Origin of the sequence: Neorhizobium sp. T7_12 (assembly GCF_002968535.1) — a bacterium.
GTDB classification, from domain to species: domain Bacteria; phylum Pseudomonadota; class Alphaproteobacteria; order Rhizobiales; family Rhizobiaceae; genus Neorhizobium; species Neorhizobium tomejilense.
This window is the reverse complement of sequence record NZ_PVBK01000005.1, coordinates 219,079-235,692: the sequence shown is the minus strand read 5'-3', so window position 1 is coordinate 235,692 and position 16,614 is coordinate 219,079. Positions and strand designations below refer to the sequence as shown.

Sequence of the window (16,614 nt, the reverse complement as noted above, 5' to 3'; positions counted from 1 at the left end):
CCGGAGCCGATCCGGGACTAATCCCCGCCTGCCTTGGGAGCCACCCAGGGCATCGGCCGACGATTGAGGAAGGCGTCGATGCCGGCGCGGCCTTCGGCGCTTTCCCAACGGTCGGCAAGCAAGCCGGTGCTGTAGCCGACCGGATCTTCGATCGCCTGGCGGGCGAGACTTTGCACAAGGCTCTTGGCGCTGGCGACAGCGCCGGGAGCGCAATCGAGGAAAGCCGAGACCTCCTCTTCCACTGCCGTATCGAGTTCGTCGGCGGTGCGAACGATTGAAACGAGACCGATCTCACGGGCCGTCACCGCATCGAAGCGGCGGGCGTTGGGGAACAGGCGGCGGGCATGGCCTTCACCGATCCGGCGCACGACATAGGGTCCGATGGTGGCTGGGATCAGGCCGAGCCGCGTTTCGGTGAGCGCAAACCAGGCGCTGTCAGCCGCGACCACGATGTCGCAGACGGCCATCAGACCGATACCGCCACCGAAGGCATTGCCCTGCACCCGCCCGATCAGCGGTTTCGGCAGGTCGTCGAGCGCCTTCAGCATGAGAGCAAGTTCTGTCGCCCCCTCGATCTTGCCGGCACGATCCCTCGCCGCCTGGTCGCGCATCCATTGCAGATCGCCTCCGGCGCAGAATGTGGAGCCGGCGGATGCGAGAACCACGACGCGCACCGCATCGTCGGCTGCGAGCTTGCCGGCCGCGTCGGCCAGATCGGCGATCATCCGTGCGTTCATGGCATTGTGCTTCTCGGGCCGGGCGAGCGTCAGTGTCACCACCCCGCGGAGATCCCGTTCCAGCGTCAGCGTGTCGTAAGCGCCCATCAGCGTGCTCCCCTCAGGCTGCGGGCAAAAGCCTCTGCCTCGGTCAGCCTGTCGCGGTCGATGCGAGTTTCGAACCCCAACGCATGCAGATGATCGACCGTCTTGCCCGTTGCGACATTGCCCTCCGCTCCCGGCGCATAAGGGCAGCCGCCAAGGCCGCCTGCCGCGGCGTCGAAAACGCGCAGACCTTTTTCGAGCGAGACGGTGATATTGTCGAGCGCCCGGCCGTTTGTATCGTGAAAATGCCCGGCGAGATGCGCCGCCGGCAGGTGCTTCAAGACCGCATCGAGCATGGCTGCGACCCGATCCGGGGTGCCTGTGCCGATCGTATCGGCCAGCGCCACCTCACCGCAGCCCAGCGCATGAAGCTCCGTTGCCACCCGCGCCACCTGCGCCGGCGGCGTCGGACCGTCGAAGGGGCAATCGACGGCGCAGGAGACATAGGCGCGGACCGGGATGCCGTCGCGGCGGGCACTGTCGATCAGCGGCGCGAACCGCTGAAAACTCTCGGCGATGCTGCAATTGATGTTGCGGTGGCTGAAGCCCTCGGACGCCGAGGCGAAGACGGCGACTTCATCCGCTTTGGCCGAGACGGCCGCCGCATATCCCCGCACGTTCGGCGTCAGCACGGTGTACAGCGTCCCCGGACGGCGGGTAATGCCGGCCATGACCTCGGCGGCGTCGGCCATCTGCGGTACCCAGTCGGCGCGCACGAAGCTCGTCACCTCGATTTTTTCAAAACCGCACGCCGAAAGCAGGTCGACCAGCCGGATCTTATCGGCGGTGGAAATGAGCCCCTTCTCGTTCTGAAGCCCGTCGCGCGGCCCCATCTCGTGGATACGGACGAAGTCAGCCATCCTTCGGCTCCCCGGCTTCGGGCTCCGGCTCAAGGGTCAGCAGCACTGCGCCTTCGATCACCTGTTCGCCCTGCGACACCAGGACATCGGCAAGCGTCCCGTCGCGGGGGGCGGCAAGCGTCAATTCCATCTTCATCGCTTCCATCACGACAAGGGCCTCGCCCTTTGTGACCGAGGCTCCCGGCGTGGCACGAAGGAGTTTGACAAGACCCGGCATGGGCGCGACGATGCGATCGCTGCCGGCGGCAATCTCATCCTCGCCGGTAAGGGGATCGATAAGGCCGAAATGCCAGTTCTCGCCATCGCCGAAAATCGTCACGTCACGTTCGCCGGAGACCAGATGGACGCGATGTTTCCGGCCGGCGGCCTCCAGAAGACAAGCCTCGGCGTCTAGGCGAGAGAGGCGGAAATCGACCGGCTTGCCATCGACCGTTGCCGCATAGACGCCCTCTCCGATCGACCCGAACGACACCGGCACGTGCTGGCCGCGGTAGTCCAGCTCGACGAAATCGGAGGCTTCGGCCCATAACCGAAATCCGGATAAGCGGTCCCAGGGATCGCTTCCGTTCTTCGGTTCGAGGGCACCGGAAAGTTTCAAGGCGGCCAAGGCCATGGCCTCGCGAGATGGGGACTGACCGATCGTCAATTCCGCCAGATGCCTGTCGATCAGGCCGGTATCGGGCAAGCCCTCGACGAAATCCGGCTGGATCGTTAGCCGGCGAAGAAACGCAGCATTGGTGGTCACGCCGGTGGCGCGAACTTCGGCAAGGGCGGCCGACAGCAGCGAGAGCGCGGTCTGGCGATCCGGGCCTCGGGTGATGATTTTCGCGATCATCGGGTCGTAAAAGGGCGAGATGCGGTCGCCGGCGCGAACGCCGCTGTCCACCCGCGCCAGTTCCTCCGGCAGGTCGAGATGGGCAAGCCTGCCGGTGGCGGGCAGAAAACTCCGCTCGGCATCTTCCGCATAAAGCCGCGCCTCGAAGGCCCAGCCGCTGATGAAAAGCTCGTCTTGGCTGCGCGGAAGAGGTTCGCTGGACGCGACGCGAAGCTGCCATTCGACGAGATCGACGCCGGTGATCGCCTCGGTCACCGGATGCTCCACCTGCAGCCGGGTGTTCATTTCCATGAACCAGAAACGGTCGGCCTTCAGCCCGTCGGAGGCGTCGGCGATAAACTCGATCGTGCCGGCACCGGAATAGGAGATCGCCAGCGCCGCCTTGACAGCCGCCTCGCCCATGGCGTGGCGCATCTCCTCCGGCATGCTGGGGGCCGGTGCTTCCTCGATGACTTTCTGGTGGCGGCGCTGCAGCGAGCAGTCGCGTTCGAAGAGGTGTACGACATTGCCGTGGTCGTCGCCAAAAACCTGGATTTCGATATGGCGTGGATGGGCGATGTATTTCTCGATCAGGCAGGCGGGATCGCCGAAGGCGGCCAAAGCCTCCCGCTGCGCCGAGGCGAGTGCTTCCCCAAAGCCGTCCGCGCTTTCGACCCGCCGCATGCCCTTGCCGCCACCACCGGCGCGCGCCTTGATCAGCACCGGGAAGCCGATGCGCTCCGCTTCCCTGAAGAGGAAGTCGGGATCCTGTTCGGCGCCGTGATAGCCCGGGACGACAGGCACGCCCGCCTTTTCCATCAGCGCCTTGGCGGCGTCCTTGAGGCCCATGGCGCGAATGGCATCGGACGATGGGCCAATGAACCGGATGCCGGCGGATGTCACCGCATCGGCGAAATCCGGGTTCTCCGAGAGGAAGCCGTAACCGGGGTGGATGGCATCGGCGCCGGTGCGCAGCGCCGCCTGGATGATCGTCTCGCCGCGCAGATAACTTTCGGCGGCGGGGGACGGGCCGATATGCACAGCCTCACCGGCAAGCGACACATGCAGCGCGTCATGGTCGGCATCGGAATAGACGGCGACGGTCGCGACACCCAGCCTGTGGCAGGTGCGGATGATGCGGCAGGCGATCTCGCCGCGATTGGCTATGAGGACCTTGCGGATCATGACGCCCTCCTCACATCCGGAACACGCCGAAGCGTGTATCCTCGATTGGAGCATTGAGGGCGGCGGAGAGGCTCAGGCCCAGGACCTGGCGGGTCTTGGCCGGATGGATGATGCCGTCGTCCCAAAGCCTCGCGGAGGCATAAAGCGGGTGGCTCTGTTCCTCGAACTGGTCGAGCACCGGCTGTTTGAAGGCCGCCTCCTCTTGCGCGCCCCAGGTCTTGCCGCCGCGCTCGATCGCCTCGCGCCGGACAGTGGCCAGCACGCCGGCTGCCTGCGGGCCGCCCATCACAGAAATCCGGCTGTTCGGCCAGGTCCAGAGGAAACGCGGCGAATAGGCTCGGCCGGCCATGCCGTAGTTGCCGGCGCCGAAGGAACCGCCAAGCAGGATCGTGACCTTGGGCACGGACGTGGTCGCAACCGCCGTCACCAGCTTGGCCCCGTGCTTGGCGATGCCCTCCGCCTCGTATCTGCGGCCGACCATGAAGCCGGTAATGTTCTGCAGGAAGACCAGCGGGATCTTTCGCTGCGAGCAGAGCTCGATGAAATGCGCGCCCTTCTGGGCGCTTTCGGAAAACAGCACGCCATTGTTGGCGATGATTCCAACGGGCATGCCGAAGACATGCGCGAAGCCGCAGACCAGCGTTATGCCGAAACGCGCCTTGAACTCGTCGAAACGGGAGCCATCCACCACCCGCGCGATCACTTCGCGGATGTCGTAGGGGGTGCTGAGCGACGACGGAACGATCGCGGCGATTTCCTCCGGATCGTAAAGCGGTTCCTCGGGCGTCGCCAGCACCACGGTATCCGGCTTGCGGGTGTTCAGCCCTGCGACGGCGCGCCGGACCAGCGCGAGCGCATGGGCGTCGTCACGGGCGAGATGATCGGCGACGCCGGACAGCCTTGTGTGGACATCGCCGCCGCCGAGATCTTCGGCCGAGACTTCCTCGCCCGTGGCAGCCTTTACCAGCGGCGGGCCGGCGAGGAAGATCGTGCCCTGGTCCTTGACGATGATCGCCTCGTCGGACATCGCCGGCACATAAGCGCCGCCGGCGGTGCAGGAACCCATGACGGCGGCGATCTGGGCGATGCCCTTCGCCGACATTCGGGCCTGGTTGAAGAAGATGCGGCCGAAGTGATCACGGTCGGGAAATACCTCGTCCTGGTTCGGCAGGTTGGCGCCGCCGGAATCGACCAGATAGACGCACGGGAGACGGTTCTCCTCGGCGATCTCCTGGGCACGGAGGTGTTTCTTGACGGTCATCGGGTAGTAAGTGCCGCCCTTCACGGTGGCGTCATTGGCGACGATCATCACCTCGCAGCCCTCGACGCGGCCGATGCCGGTAACGATGCCGGCCGATGGGCTCGCCCCGCCGTAAAGCCCCTGCGCGGCGGTCGCTCCGATTTCGAGAAAGGGTGAACCGTGATCCAGCAGACGCGCAATGCGTTCGCGGGGAAGCAGTTTGCCGCGCTTCACATGCCGCGCCCGCGCTTCCTCGCCACCGCCGGCTTCGGCGAGCGCTACCGCCGCCTCGACCTCGGCAAGCTTTGCCTGCATCGCAGCGCGGTTCGCTTCGGCGGCTTCGCTCCTCAGGTTGACCGCAGACCGGATGACAGCCATCAGGCGGTTTCCTTGAAGAGCTCGCGGCCGATCAGCATACGGCGGATTTCGGACGTGCCGGCACCGATCTCCATCAGCTTGGCGTCGCGCAGCAGCCGGCCGGTCGGATTGTCGTTGATATAACCGTTGCCGCCGAGGATCTGGATTGCCTGCAGGGCCTGCTGGGTCGCCTGCTCGGAGGCATAGAGGCAGCAGGCGGCGGCATCCTGGCGTGTCACGGCGCCGCGATCGCAGGCAGCGGCGACGGCATAGACATAGGCACGGGCGGAATTCATCGCCGTGTACATGTCGGCGACCTTGGCCTGGATCAACTGGAACTCGCCGATCGGCTGGCCGAACTGCTTGCGCTCGTGGACATAGGGCATGACCACATCGAGGCAGGCATGCATGATGCCGATGCCGATCGCCGAAAGCACGACGCGCTCGTAGTCGAGCCCGGACATCAACACACGCACGCCGCCGCCTTCGGAACCCATGACGTTTTCGGCCGGCACTTCGCAATCCTCGAAGACCAGCTCGCAGGTGTTGGAGCCGCGCATGCCGAGCTTGTCGAGCTTCTGCGCGGTCGTGAACCCTTTGAACCCTTTTTCGACGAGGAAGGCGGTGATGCCCTTGGAGGAGGCGGCCGGATCGGTCTTGGCATAGACCACCAGCACGTCGGCGTCCGGACCGTTGGTGATCCACATCTTGGTTCCGTTCAAGACGTAACGATCGCCCTGCCTCTCGGCGCGGAGCTTCATCGAGACGACGTCGGAGCCGGCGCCGGGTTCCGACATGGCGAGCGCGCCGACATGCTCTCCCGAGCAGAGTTTCGGCAGGTAACGCGCCTTCTGATCGGCATTGCCGTTGCGGTTGATCTGGTTGACGCAAAGATTGGAATGGGCGCCATAGCTGAGCGACGTGGAGGCCGAGGCACGAGCCAGTTCCTCGACGGCCACGACGTGGGCGAGATAACCGAGCCCCGAGCCGCCGAAATCCGGGTCGGCGGTAATTCCGAGCAGGCCGAGCGCGCCGAGTTCCGGCCAGAGGTCGCGGGCAAATTCGTTGCTGCGGTCGATTTCGTCGGCGCGAGGTTTGAGTTTTTCCTGCGCGAAACGGTGGACCGTTTCACGAACAGCGTCGACCTCCTCGCCGAGCGCAAAATTCATGCTTGCGTGGAACACCCTGCATCCTCCCGGTGTACCAAGTTCAGTATGTCAGAAAGTAGTGGGGCAGCGGCGGCAGGTCGTCAATGGGCCAAGAGCGCCCATGCCCGACATCGCAACATACGGTCTTCCGCCATGCCGCCTTTGAACAAAGATTGCCTTACTCGGGAAGATGGTGCGGATGGAGACCGGGGACCCACTGGGTGTTGGGCATGCGCGTGCCGGTATAGGTTACGCCGCTCGGCGTCTTGCAGCGATAGATCCGGGTCGGCATCACGTCGCCATAGAGAATGTCGAAACTGCCACGGCTACGATAGACGTTCTCGATATCGCTAGTGCATTCATAGGCCTGTTTCTTCGCGTGTTCCTCCTCCGGCACGACGCCGGGCAGGTTACGGAAGTAGGTCTGCACATCCTTCGGGAAGGCCCGGGGCTCGGCCGCGAATACCTCAGCCGGAACCACCGCGGCGACAAGCAGCGCCACGAGCATCACGACCGGCAGTATCCATGCACCTTTGAGCATCAATCGACTCCTCATCCACGTAAACGGCGGATGATTCACAGATATGGACGGCAGGAGGTCCAATCCATGGGCCGGGGACCACGTTTGCGTGATCATCGGCGGTTATCCAGGCGGCGATAGCCGCTGGGCTGCTGGTAAAGCCAGCCGATCCGCTGAACGGCCGCCTCGAAATTCTCGCGGGCGACGCTCATCGTGTGGCCGTTGGCGTGGAGAAGCGTCTCGGCATTCTCCATGATGCCGACATGACCCTTCCATAAAACGAGGTCGCCGCGGCGAAGTTCCCCTTGACCGATCTCTTTGCCGATCGAGGCCTGCATATCGGAGTCGCGCGGGGCAAATTGGCCGGTCATCATCAGGGCAAGCTGCACGAGCGACGAGCAATCAAGACCGAAACCGGAACGGCCACCCCAGAGATAGGGCGTCTCGATGAATTTTTCGGCGACGGCGACGTAATCGTCACCCAAGGTCTCGGCGATGGGGAGGCAATGGCGGGCGATCACCGCCTCGCCGCTCGCCAGGACGAAATAACGGGTGCCGCGGGTTTCCGCCTCGCCGACGACGGTGACGCGGCTACCCATGGACAGGGCGCCGACCGGCGGCTTGCGGAGCTCCGGTTCCGGATACAGGAAGGTGCGGGGCACGGCGATGCGGTGGGTGGGTTCGTCCGGGCTTCCGAGCATAGCCTCCGGCAGGTAGCCGACATAACCGTCCTGATCGGCCTTCACCCAGGCAAAACCATCGGCACGGTCGAAGACGCGGACGGTTTCGCCCCACAAAAGTTCGGTATCGATGCCGCGGGCAAGGTCCGGTGCCGGGCGGAGCTGGGCCACCGGCACGGCGATGCGTGCCGGTTCGCCGCGGACGAACTGGCCTGCCTCGACGCTGCCCTTCAGTGTCTCGTCCGCGAGGTCGGGGCGGAAGGCATGCAGGCGTCTGTCGAGCAGCTTGGTCATCTCAAAATTCCCTTCGGGCGCTTCGCGGCAAACCCATCACTGGCGGCCTTCCCGGATGATCAGGTCGCCCAGCTTTTCCAGATAGAGCGCACCCGCCACCGTGCGCTTGATCACCACGTTGCGGCGATCCCGCTCGTCGCGCTGTCGGTCCACCAGGCCCATCTCGCCCATCGTGTCGAGCGCGCGGGTGATGACCGGCTTGGTGACGCCGAGCGTCGCCGCCAGCCCGCGCACCGTGTGCGGCGGCGGCACGAGATAAATATGCAGCAGAATGGACATCTGGCGCAATGTCAGATCGCGGCCGTCGTGGCGCACCTGCTCCAGCGATACCCGGTGCCAGAGGCCCAACGCTTCCGTGGCGGTCAGTTCAACCGGCATCACCACCTCGGTTCAAAAATCCGGCCTCGCGTCACAATCCGACGGATTTTAGGCCGAAGTTCTTACCGGTTTGTTTCGGAGCCGGTTTATTTCGCCGCCATGTCGCGGATCGTGCGGTAGAGCGCGCGGATCGCAAACGCCTCGCCGCCGACCGGTGCCTGCGGCTTTTCGGCGGCCACCCAGCCGTAAATGTCGAAATGCACCCAGCTCCTAGTGGCGGTGACAAAGCGCTTGAGAAAAAGCGCTGCGGTAATCGCGCCGGCCATGCCGCCCGAAGGCGAATTGGTGATATCGGCGGCGCGGGAGCGGATATCCTTGTCGTAGCCCATCCACAGCGGCAGGCGCCACATCGGATCGGCTTCAGCACGGCCCGCATCCATCAGCTTGCCGGCAAGTGCTTCGTCGTCGGTGAAATAGGGCGCAAGCTCGGTGCCCAGCGCGACGCGGGCGGCTCCGGTCAGCGTCGACATGTCGACCATCAGGTCCGGCGGGTTTTCGTCCGCATAGGCAAGCGCGTCGGCAAGGACCAGCCGACCTTCCGCATCGGTATTGTCGATCTGCACGGTGATGCCCTTGCGGCTCCTGTAGATATCGCCGGGGCGGAAGGCATTGCCGGAAATGGAGTTCTCTACCGCCGGCACCAGAACCTGCAGGTCGACCTTGAGGCCGGCATCCATAATCATCAGGGCAAGTCCCATGACGTTCGCGGCACCGCCCATGTCCTTCTTCATCAGCGCCATGTTGGCGGCGCCCTTGATGTCGAGCCCGCCGGTATCGAAGCAGACGCCCTTGCCGACCAGAGTGATGCGCGGATGGCCCTTCTGCCCCCAACGCATTTCGAGCAGGCGCGGAGGTGAGACGCTGGCGCGGCCGACCGTGTGAACGAGCGGGAAATTCCGAGCGAGCAGATCCTCACCGACAATGGAGGTGACGGTTGCGCCGTAATGTTCGCCAAGCGCCCGGAAGGCAGCTTCCAGCTCGATCGGCCCCATCTCGTTGGTCGGAATATTGATGAGGTCACGGGTCAGGAACACACCGGCCAGCTGGCGCTCGACATCGGCGGCATCGGCCGTGGCCGGGATCGCAAGCCGCACGTCCTTCGGCTTGTCGGACCTGTAGCGGCTGAAGCCGTAGGTGCCGAGGCCATAACCGAGGGCAAGATGTGCATCGCCAAGCGTCGAGGTCTCGACATGCCAGTCACCCGCCGGCAGGAGCTTCGAGAGCTTTCCGGTAATGAACGGCGCCTCGGCGGGATCGCTGCCAAGGCCGAACAGGGCGCTGCCCACCTCACCGCCGGCCGTTGGCAACAGAAGCACTGCCCCTGCTTCCGCCTTGAAACCCGCCGCCTTCGCCCAGGCGAGCGCCGCCGCATCGAGCTTCCCAGCCTCCAGGTCAGAAGGCGTCACGGCGTGGACAGGCCTGGTCGCCGCCCCTTTCGCGCTGAAGGGAGAGGGGCGTTCGATATACTGATAAGGAGTCATGGGGAGCCTTCGGAAGCTGCTGGAATCGCTCGTCTTAACGATCTGTTAGGGTTAACAGTTTATTGCTGTAGTGGAAATGCGCCATATGCCCGCTCCCTATTCGGAAGACGTGGCACCGGACCGAACGAGACCGCACCCCATGACCGCTTCCGCAGCCGTGACGCTTCGCAAGACCCGCCTCGCCCAGACCGCCGCCCTCGCAATTCTCGCCGTTCTCTCGGTCACCGGCTGCGCGACGAAGCGGGATGTTGAAACGACGGGCTCGATCCCTAGGGCCTCGGCCGCCTCCATGGACGGCATGAACGCGAACGATCTTGCCAGCACCGAGAAGTCTGTCGGTGCGAGCTATGCCCGCGATCCCAAGAACAAGCAGATCGGGCTGCAATACGCGACAGTGCTCGGAATGACCGGCAAGAATGCGCAGGCGCTTGCCGTGATGCAGCAGGTGGCTATCGCCCACCCGGCCGATCGGGACGTGCTGGCGGCCTATGGCAAGGCGCAGGCTGGTGCCGGCCAGCTCGAACAGGCGCTCGCGACTATCAACCGCGCCCAGACCCCCGATCATCCGGACTGGCGGCTCTATTCGGCCGAAGGCGCCGTGCTCGATCAGCTCGGTCGCTCGGCGGAGGCTCGCCAGAAATACCGCATGGCGCTCGACGCCCAGCCGAACGAGCCGAGCGTGATGTCCAATCTGGGAATGTCCTACGTGCTTTCCGGCGACCTGAAGACGGCGGAAACCTACATGCGCAATGCCGCCGGCCAGCCCGCCGCCGACAGCCGCGTCCGCCAGAACCTGGCGCTGGTGGTCGGCCTGCAGGGCCGTTTCGCGGAAGCCGAACAGATCGCCCGCCGGGAACTCTCGCAGCAGCAGGCGGACGCCAACGTCACCTATCTGCGTTCGATGTTATCCCAGCAGAATGCCTGGGCAAAGCTCGCCGACAAGGATGGCAAGAGCAAGCCCAATACGAATTGACCGGGCTACCATCATCCCAACAAAAAACCGGCCTTGCGCCGGTTTTCCTGTTTTCAGGATGGTCCTCCATCGGTACGCCTTCAGATGAGGCGCGAAATCACCGTGATGATTCCGCCGATCAGGACGAGGTTCACGCAAAGTCTTGCCAGCATCGGATGTCCTCCAAAATCACCTGAGCGCTCCGATCCGTGTTCGTAACGGGCGGAATTTTTGCTCGATGAGGGGATATTGGCCGATCGCCGCTGAATGCGGTCTGAAGCTGGAATTCAGGTGCCGTTCACCGTCGCCTCGGCGCTTGCTGCCGGCTTCATCAAAACTTGTCGGCGACCTGGATGCCGGCGGGGCCGAGGATGACGGCGATCAGCACCGGCAGAAAGAACAGGATCATCGGCACGGTCAGCTTCGGCGGCAGGGCGGCGGCCTTCTTTTCCGCCTCGTTCATCCGCTCGTCGCGGCCTTCCTGGGCAAGCACACGCAGCGCCGAGGCAATCGGCGTACCGTAGCGTTCCGCCTGGATCAGCGCCTGTGTAACCGCCTTGACGATATCGAGCTGGGTGCGGATGCCGAGATTTTCGAGCGCGGTGCGGCGGTCCTGCAGGAAGGAGAGCTCGGCCGTCGTCAGCACCATTTCCTCGGCCAGAGGCGGCGACGCCTGCGCCATCTCCTCGGCCACGCGGCGCATCGCCGCCTCCATGGAAATCCCCGATTCGACGCAGATCAGCATCAGGTCGAGCGCATCGGGCCAGGCCCGCTTGATGGAAAGCTGGCGTTTCTTCACCCGGTTGGAAATGTAGATGTTCGGTGCATAAAAACCGATATAGGCGACGACGATCGCCGCCAGCATCCGGATCGGGAACGGCCGGGTGGCGAGGTTGCCGAGCACGAAAATCCAGACAATGGCGCCTGCGAGGAAAACGAAGGGCAGCAGGAAACGGGCCAGCAGGAACATGTTGAGGGCGTTCTGCGACCTCAGGCCGGCGGCACGAAGCCTGTTGACGGTGTTGTCGTCCACCAGCGCCTTGCGCAGGTTAAAGCGCTCGACGATCTGCCGGACCGACTGATTGTTCTGTGCGCGCAGCGACGTCTTCGACTGTTCGGAATTCATGCGGGCGCGTTCGCGGGCGCGGATCTGTTCGCGCTCGGTGGAGACCGCCTTCATGCGCTTGTCGAGGTCTCCTTTTTCGAGGAACGGGCTCGCCAGCGTGTAGAGGGTCGCGAAAACCGCCACGGCCACCAGGATGGCGAGCAGTGTGGTCGGGTCGGTGAGCGTCGTTGCCAGTCCCATCGCTCAATCCCCTCAGATGTCGAAGTTGATCATGTTGCGCATGACGAAAATGCCGATCGACATCCAGACGCCGGAAAACAAAAGGATCAGGTGCCCGCGCGGATCGGTGAAGATGATCGATATGTACTGAGGCGAGGTGAGATAGACGAGCAGCGAGACGATGAAGGGCAAAGCGCCGATGATCACCGCCGAAGCCTTGGCTTCCATCGACAACGCCTGCACCTTGGCCTTCATCTTCCTGCGCTCGCGCAGCACCTTGGAAAGATTGCCTATCGCTTCGGAAAGATTGCCGCCGGCCTGGCCCTGGATGGTGATGACGATCGCGAAGAAATTCACTTCCGGCAGCGGCATGGTCATCATCATGCGCGTGCAGGCTTCCGGAATGCTCAAGCCCACTTGCTGGGATTCGATCACACGGCGGAATTCCGTCTTCACCGGTTCCTGGCCGTCGGAAGCGATCAGCCGCATTGAATCGTTGAGCGGCAGGCCGGATTTGATCGATCGCACCATGACGTCGAGCGCATTCGGAAATTCATCGAGAAACTTCTTCTGGCGACGCTTGACCAGGAAACCGATGATCCAGCGCGGCAGCCCGACCGAACTGACGAAGGCGGCACCGACGGCGCCGAGCAGCGGCAGGCCGGCGATCAGGGCCACGAGGAAAACGAAGACACCGAAAAGGACGCTGAACATATAGAAGCGGCCCATCGTCAGGGACAGGCCGGTCTGGGGCAGCTTGGCCTTCAAGCTGCCGTCGGCCATCTTCTTGTTCTTCTCTTCCTGCTTCTTCTCCAGGTCCTTGATCGAATCCTGCATGGACTTGCGGCGCTTGGAAAGCTCCTGCACGCGGTCGCGCGCGGCCTTGACCTTGTTGAGATCGGTTTCCGCCGATTTCACCCGGTTGAGCCGGCTGTCGGCCTTCTTTTCCACTTCCATGCGAGAGAACAACAGCGCGTAACAGACCGCCGCCGCGGCGACCGCCACGAGGGCGATGATCGCCACGACATTGATATCCAGCCCGAACATGGAACCCTGCTCCTCAGCTCTTGGTTTTTTCCATCGCGTCAAGCGCGGCAGAAAGGCGCTTTTCCTCGTTGTAATAACGGGCGCGGTCCCAGAAATGCGGCTTAACGATACCGGTCGACATATGCTTGCCAATCAGGCGGCCGTTGGCGTCCTCGCCGTCGATCTCGTAACGCATCAGGTCCTGGGTGATGATCACGTCGCCTTCCATGCCCATCACCTCGGTGATCTGGGTGATGCGGCGCGAACCGTCGCGCAGGCGGGCCGCCTGGATGATGACGTCGATCGAACCGCTGATGATCTCGCGCACGGTCTTCGCCGGCAGCGAATAACCGCCCATGGCAATCATCGATTCCATTCGGCTCAGGCATTCGCGCGGCGTGTTGGCGTGGATCGTACCCATCGAGCCGTCGTGGCCGGTGTTCATCGCCTGCAGCAGGTCGAAGACTTCGGGTCCGCGCACTTCGCCGACGATGATGCGCTCAGGCCGCATGCGCAGGCAGTTCTTGACGAGGTCGCGCATGGTAATCTCGCCCTCGCCTTCGATGTTCGGCGGGCGGGTTTCGAGCCGGACCACATGCGGCTGCTGCAGCTGCAGTTCGGCGGTGTCCTCGCAGGTGATGACCCGCTCTTCCTTGTCGATATAGTTGGTCAGGCAGTTCAGGAGCGTCGTCTTGCCCGAACCGGTACCACCGGAAATGACGATGTTGCAGCGGACGCGGCCGATGACCTGCAGAAGCACGGCGCCTTCCGGGGTGATCGCGCCGAACTTGACGAGCTGGTCGAGGTTCAGCTTGTCCTTCTTGAACTTACGAATGGTGAGCGCCGGTCCGTCAATGGCGAGTGGCGGCGCGATGACGTTGACACGCGAACCATCCGGTAGGCGCGCGTCGCAGATCGGCGAGGATTCGTCGACGCGGCGGCCGACCTGACTGACGATGCGCTGGCAGATCGACAGGAGCTGGGAATTGTCGCGGAAGCGGATTTCGGATTCGATCGTCTTGCCGGCGACTTCGATGAAGGTCTGCCCGGCGCCGTTGACCATGATGTCGGAGATGTCGTCGCGGGCGAGCAGCGGCTCCAGCGGACCGTAACCCAGAACGTCGTTGCAGATGTCCTCGAGCAGTTCCTCCTGCTCGGAGATCGACATCGCGAAGTTCTTGATGGTGATGATATCGTTGACGATATCGCGGATTTCCTCACGCGCGCTTTCCGCATCGAGCTTGGCAAGCTGGGAAAGGTCGATCGTATCGATCAGCGCCGAGAAGACCTGGCTTTTGGTGTCGTAATAGAGTTCCGTGCGCGCCGGGCGCTTGCGGGCCGTGGATTGCGGCGCGAGCGGCGGCGGCGAAGAGATCTGCTGCCGCTGGGTAACCGGATCGCGCACCGGCTCGGCAAGGATTTCCGGAGCGGCGGGCCGCGCCGCGGCAGGCGCAGGTGCAGGTGCAGCCGGCAGCGGCGGCGCTACGCTGCCGCTCTTCCCAAATCCCTCGTTGCCGCGTTTTCCAAACATACCGGTTTCCTGGTGTTATGCCTTCTTGCGCCCGAGCATGCCTAGCATCTTGCCGAGGCCACCCTTCTTCACCTTCTTCATGGCGATGCGACCCGTGACGATGTGGGCGATCTGGGAGAAGGTTTCGGCGACAGGCGACTTCGCGTCGATTTCGGAGATCATGCGGCCGCTATTGGCAGCATTGCCGAACAACAGCACGTCGAACGGCAGGATGGCGATCGGCTCGATCTCCAATGGTTCGATGAAATCGTTCGGAGCGATCTCCGGACGCTTCGGCATGCCGACCTGGTTGAGGATCAGATGCGGCGCACGGTCGTTCGGGCGAAGCTTCTTCAGCGCATCGAGCATGTTCTTGGTGTTGCGCAGGTTGGCAAGATCGGGAACCGCGCAGATCACCACCTCGTCGACCTCCGAGAGAACCGCCCTCGTCCATTCCGTCCACCCGTGCGGGACATCCAGAACGGCCATCGGCGCGCTGCGCTGCAGGAGCTCGATGATCGGCGTGAAGGCGTTGCGATCGAAATCATAGGCGCGATCGAGCAGCGAAGGAGCCGCCAGCAGCGAGAGATGCTCGGAGCACTTGGTCAGAAGGCGATCGAGGAAGACTTCGTCCAGGCGTTCCGGCGCGAAGACGGCTTCTGCAATGCCCTGGGCCGGATCCTGATCGAAATCGATATTGGCGGTGCCGAAGGGAAGATCGAGATCGGCCAGGATGGTTTCGGTCGAGAACAGGTTCGAAATACCAAAGGCGCAGTTATGCGCGATGGTCGAGGCACCGACGCCGCCCTTGGCGCCAATGAAGGCGACCGATTTGCCGAGCGGCTCGGCTTCGGGATCCACGAAGATCGCCGAGATCGAAGCCAGCATGTCAGGCATCGGCACTGGGCCGACGAGGTATTCGGAAATGCCGTTACGGATCAGCTCGCGATAGAGCGAAATGTCATTGTAGCGGCCGACGACGATGACCCTGGTCGAGGGGTCGCACACTTCCGCAAGCGGCGTGAGCTCATGGAGCAGGTTCTTCGGCTCGGCGTCGGTTTCCAGGATGATGAGGTTCGGGGTCGGGGTGGACGAAAACATGTTGGCGGCAGCACTGGTGCCGCCGATCGTCACTCGCAGGTTGACCTTGGCCATGCGGCGATCGCGGGCCATGCGGTCCATCATGCGCTGCATCCCGTCGCTTTCGCAGAAGGAATGGATAGAGATGCGCGGCAGCGGGCGCAGCGCATCGAAATCGCCCGGACGATCGGCGTCCTCGGCAAACCCTTCACCCTGGCCGGGAGTGCGGATTTCGTAGTTGATCGCGCTCATCGTGTTCTCCGGTTCACTGGCTTACGGCGTCGTCGTGGCGGTGCCGCCAGTGCGGTAGTCGCTGATGACCTTGGCGCGCTGGGTGGCGTCGATCGGCGTTATGGCGCGCGGGGCGATGAGATCCGTTGGATTGGCGACCTGGGCTGCAAGATTGTTCTGGCTGGCACAGCCGAAATTGTACCAGTTCTTGTTGCCGAACGTGTTGTCCGACAGGTCTGCCGGCCATTCGCCACACTGGCCGGTCATCGCCTTGGTCGTCGCATAGGAAAGCCGGATGGGCGCGGCATCGCCATTCGGCGAGGCAGCGTAGCTGCTCATCAGGACCCGCTGCGGCTTGATGCCGGAACGCGTCAGCTCGCGGCGGATATCGCCCGCCAGATGCTGGGCTGCACCGGAATTGTACGAGCCGGATGGCACCTGGATCTGCATCACGCCGGCCGGCGACGCCATGAAGTTTTGCGCAAATCCCTTCACCGTATCCCTCATCCCCGTCGTCAGCCGCACATCGCCCGAGGCGATCGGAATATCGAGGGTCGACTGGCCTTCCGCCAACACGATCGGATGGCGGGTGCGATAATCGTCGGGGATGGAACCGGTGGTGAGCTGGCTGTTGCCGCAGGCCGACAGGAGCAGGCCGGATACGGCAAGCGCCAAAGCTGCGGCGACCCCGCTGCGACGGGACCTGGTTCTACCCTTGGTCATGGCATCCTGTCCTTCGGCCGATATTTTCT

15 protein-coding genes are annotated in these 16,614 nt (G+C 63.7%); 1 reads left to right on the top strand and 14 read right to left on the bottom strand.

Translation table 11 applies throughout. The features are described from left to right. Positions 1-17: 17 nt before the first annotated feature. The 9 genes from C5J26_RS14520 to C5J26_RS14480 all read right to left on the bottom strand — a co-directional run bounded on the left by C5J26_RS14520 (position 18) and on the right by C5J26_RS14480 (position 9,778). Positions 18-824, bottom strand: coding sequence for a crotonase/enoyl-CoA hydratase family protein (locus C5J26_RS14520; RefSeq protein ID WP_105402379.1), 807 nt, complete (start codon positions 822-824; stop codon positions 18-20). Continuing rightward, a complete protein-coding gene (locus C5J26_RS14515; RefSeq protein ID WP_105402378.1) occupies positions 824-1,681 on the bottom strand; it encodes a hydroxymethylglutaryl-CoA lyase in 858 nt (285 codons plus the stop codon). Before C5J26_RS14515 ends, C5J26_RS14520 begins: the two co-directional genes overlap by 1 nt. Beyond that, positions 1,674-3,680: an acetyl/propionyl/methylcrotonyl-CoA carboxylase subunit alpha gene (locus C5J26_RS14510; RefSeq protein ID WP_105402377.1), complete on the bottom strand. Its 2,007-nt coding sequence runs from the start codon at positions 3,678-3,680 to the stop codon at positions 1,674-1,676. The genes C5J26_RS14515 and C5J26_RS14510 overlap by 8 nt, the downstream gene beginning before the upstream one ends. Positions 3,681-3,690: 10 nt before the next feature. Further along, a complete protein-coding gene (locus tag C5J26_RS14505) occupies positions 3,691-5,298 on the bottom strand; it encodes a carboxyl transferase domain-containing protein (protein WP_105402376.1) in 1,608 nt (535 codons plus the stop codon). Next, positions 5,298-6,446 carry an isovaleryl-CoA dehydrogenase gene (locus C5J26_RS14500; RefSeq protein WP_305778803.1) on the bottom strand — a complete coding sequence of 383 codons (1,149 nt, stop codon included), beginning with the start codon at positions 6,444-6,446 and terminating at the stop codon, positions 5,298-5,300. The genes C5J26_RS14505 and C5J26_RS14500 overlap by 1 nt, the downstream gene beginning before the upstream one ends. A 157-nt stretch (positions 6,447-6,603) precedes the next feature. Beyond that, positions 6,604-6,966, bottom strand: a complete 363-nt coding sequence (locus C5J26_RS14495; RefSeq protein WP_105402374.1) for a hypothetical protein — start codon at positions 6,964-6,966, stop codon at positions 6,604-6,606. Positions 6,967-7,058: 92 nt separating this feature from the next. Then, complete coding sequence (locus C5J26_RS14490; RefSeq protein WP_105402373.1) at positions 7,059-7,919, bottom strand: NlpC/P60 family protein; 861 nt, start codon at positions 7,917-7,919, stop codon at positions 7,059-7,061. A 36-nt stretch (positions 7,920-7,955) separates the two neighbouring features. Next, on the bottom strand, positions 7,956-8,297 hold the full coding sequence (locus tag C5J26_RS14485) for a helix-turn-helix domain-containing protein (protein WP_037079769.1): 342 nt from the start codon (positions 8,295-8,297) through the stop codon (positions 7,956-7,958). A gap of 86 nt (positions 8,298-8,383) precedes the next feature. Continuing rightward, complete coding sequence (locus C5J26_RS14480) at positions 8,384-9,778, bottom strand: M17 family metallopeptidase (RefSeq protein WP_105402372.1); 1,395 nt, start codon at positions 9,776-9,778, stop codon at positions 8,384-8,386. Positions 9,779-9,917: 139 nt separating this feature from the next. On the opposite strand from C5J26_RS14480, the gene C5J26_RS14475 reads away from it, so the two are divergent. Next, positions 9,918-10,751 carry a tetratricopeptide repeat protein gene (locus tag C5J26_RS14475; RefSeq protein ID WP_105402371.1) on the top strand — a complete coding sequence of 278 codons (834 nt, stop codon included), beginning with the start codon at positions 9,918-9,920 and terminating at the stop codon, positions 10,749-10,751. A gap of 310 nt (positions 10,752-11,061) precedes the next feature. Here the strand turns inward: C5J26_RS14475 and C5J26_RS14470 are convergent, their stop codons facing one another. From C5J26_RS14470 to C5J26_RS14450, 5 genes are read right to left on the bottom strand one after another with little or no spacing between them, the layout of a single operon-like run. After that, positions 11,062-12,036 (bottom strand): type II secretion system F family protein, encoded by a 975-nt coding sequence (locus tag C5J26_RS14470; protein WP_105402370.1) that lies wholly within the window; start codon positions 12,034-12,036, stop codon positions 11,062-11,064. 12 nt (positions 12,037-12,048) lie between these two features. Further along, positions 12,049-13,062 carry a type II secretion system F family protein gene (locus C5J26_RS14465; protein WP_105402369.1) on the bottom strand — a complete coding sequence of 338 codons (1,014 nt, stop codon included), beginning with the start codon at positions 13,060-13,062 and terminating at the stop codon, positions 12,049-12,051. A gap of 13 nt (positions 13,063-13,075) precedes the next feature. Then, a complete protein-coding gene (locus C5J26_RS14460; protein ID WP_105402368.1) occupies positions 13,076-14,572 on the bottom strand; it encodes a CpaF family protein in 1,497 nt (498 codons plus the stop codon). Between the two features lie 15 nt (positions 14,573-14,587). Next, complete coding sequence (locus tag C5J26_RS14455; RefSeq protein WP_105402367.1) at positions 14,588-15,883, bottom strand: CpaE family protein; 1,296 nt, start codon at positions 15,881-15,883, stop codon at positions 14,588-14,590. A gap of 21 nt (positions 15,884-15,904) precedes the next feature. Further along, positions 15,905-16,585 carry a CpaD family pilus assembly protein gene (locus tag C5J26_RS14450; protein ID WP_105402489.1) on the bottom strand — a complete coding sequence of 227 codons (681 nt, stop codon included), beginning with the start codon at positions 16,583-16,585 and terminating at the stop codon, positions 15,905-15,907. Between the last annotated feature and the right edge of the window lie 29 nt (positions 16,586-16,614).

Coding starts and splice junctions, on each gene's coding strand:
- C5J26_RS14485 (WP_037079769.1), bottom strand. CDS start 8,297: ATGCCGGTTGAACTGACCGCCACGGAAGCGTTGGGCCTCTGGCACCGG.
- C5J26_RS14520 (WP_105402379.1), bottom strand. CDS start 824: ATGGGCGCTTACGACACGCTGACGCTGGAACGGGATCTCCGCGGGGTG.
- C5J26_RS14515 (WP_105402378.1), bottom strand. CDS start 1,681: ATGGCTGACTTCGTCCGTATCCACGAGATGGGGCCGCGCGACGGGCTT.
- C5J26_RS14460 (WP_105402368.1), bottom strand. CDS start 14,572: ATGTTTGGAAAACGCGGCAACGAGGGATTTGGGAAGAGCGGCAGCGTA.
- C5J26_RS14495 (WP_105402374.1), bottom strand. CDS start 6,966: ATGCTCAAAGGTGCATGGATACTGCCGGTCGTGATGCTCGTGGCGCTG.
- C5J26_RS14470 (WP_105402370.1), bottom strand. CDS start 12,036: ATGGGACTGGCAACGACGCTCACCGACCCGACCACACTGCTCGCCATC.
- C5J26_RS14475 (WP_105402371.1), top strand. CDS start 9,918: ATGACCGCTTCCGCAGCCGTGACGCTTCGCAAGACCCGCCTCGCCCAG.
- C5J26_RS14490 (WP_105402373.1), bottom strand. CDS start 7,919: ATGACCAAGCTGCTCGACAGACGCCTGCATGCCTTCCGCCCCGACCTC.
- C5J26_RS14455 (WP_105402367.1), bottom strand. CDS start 15,883: ATGAGCGCGATCAACTACGAAATCCGCACTCCCGGCCAGGGTGAAGGG.
- C5J26_RS14500 (WP_305778803.1), bottom strand. CDS start 6,446: ATGAATTTTGCGCTCGGCGAGGAGGTCGACGCTGTTCGTGAAACGGTC.
- C5J26_RS14450 (WP_105402489.1), bottom strand. CDS start 16,585: ATGACCAAGGGTAGAACCAGGTCCCGTCGCAGCGGGGTCGCCGCAGCT.
- C5J26_RS14465 (WP_105402369.1), bottom strand. CDS start 13,062: ATGTTCGGGCTGGATATCAATGTCGTGGCGATCATCGCCCTCGTGGCG.
- C5J26_RS14480 (WP_105402372.1), bottom strand. CDS start 9,778: ATGACTCCTTATCAGTATATCGAACGCCCCTCTCCCTTCAGCGCGAAA.
- C5J26_RS14510 (WP_105402377.1), bottom strand. CDS start 3,680: ATGATCCGCAAGGTCCTCATAGCCAATCGCGGCGAGATCGCCTGCCGC.
- C5J26_RS14505 (WP_105402376.1), bottom strand. CDS start 5,298: ATGGCTGTCATCCGGTCTGCGGTCAACCTGAGGAGCGAAGCCGCCGAA.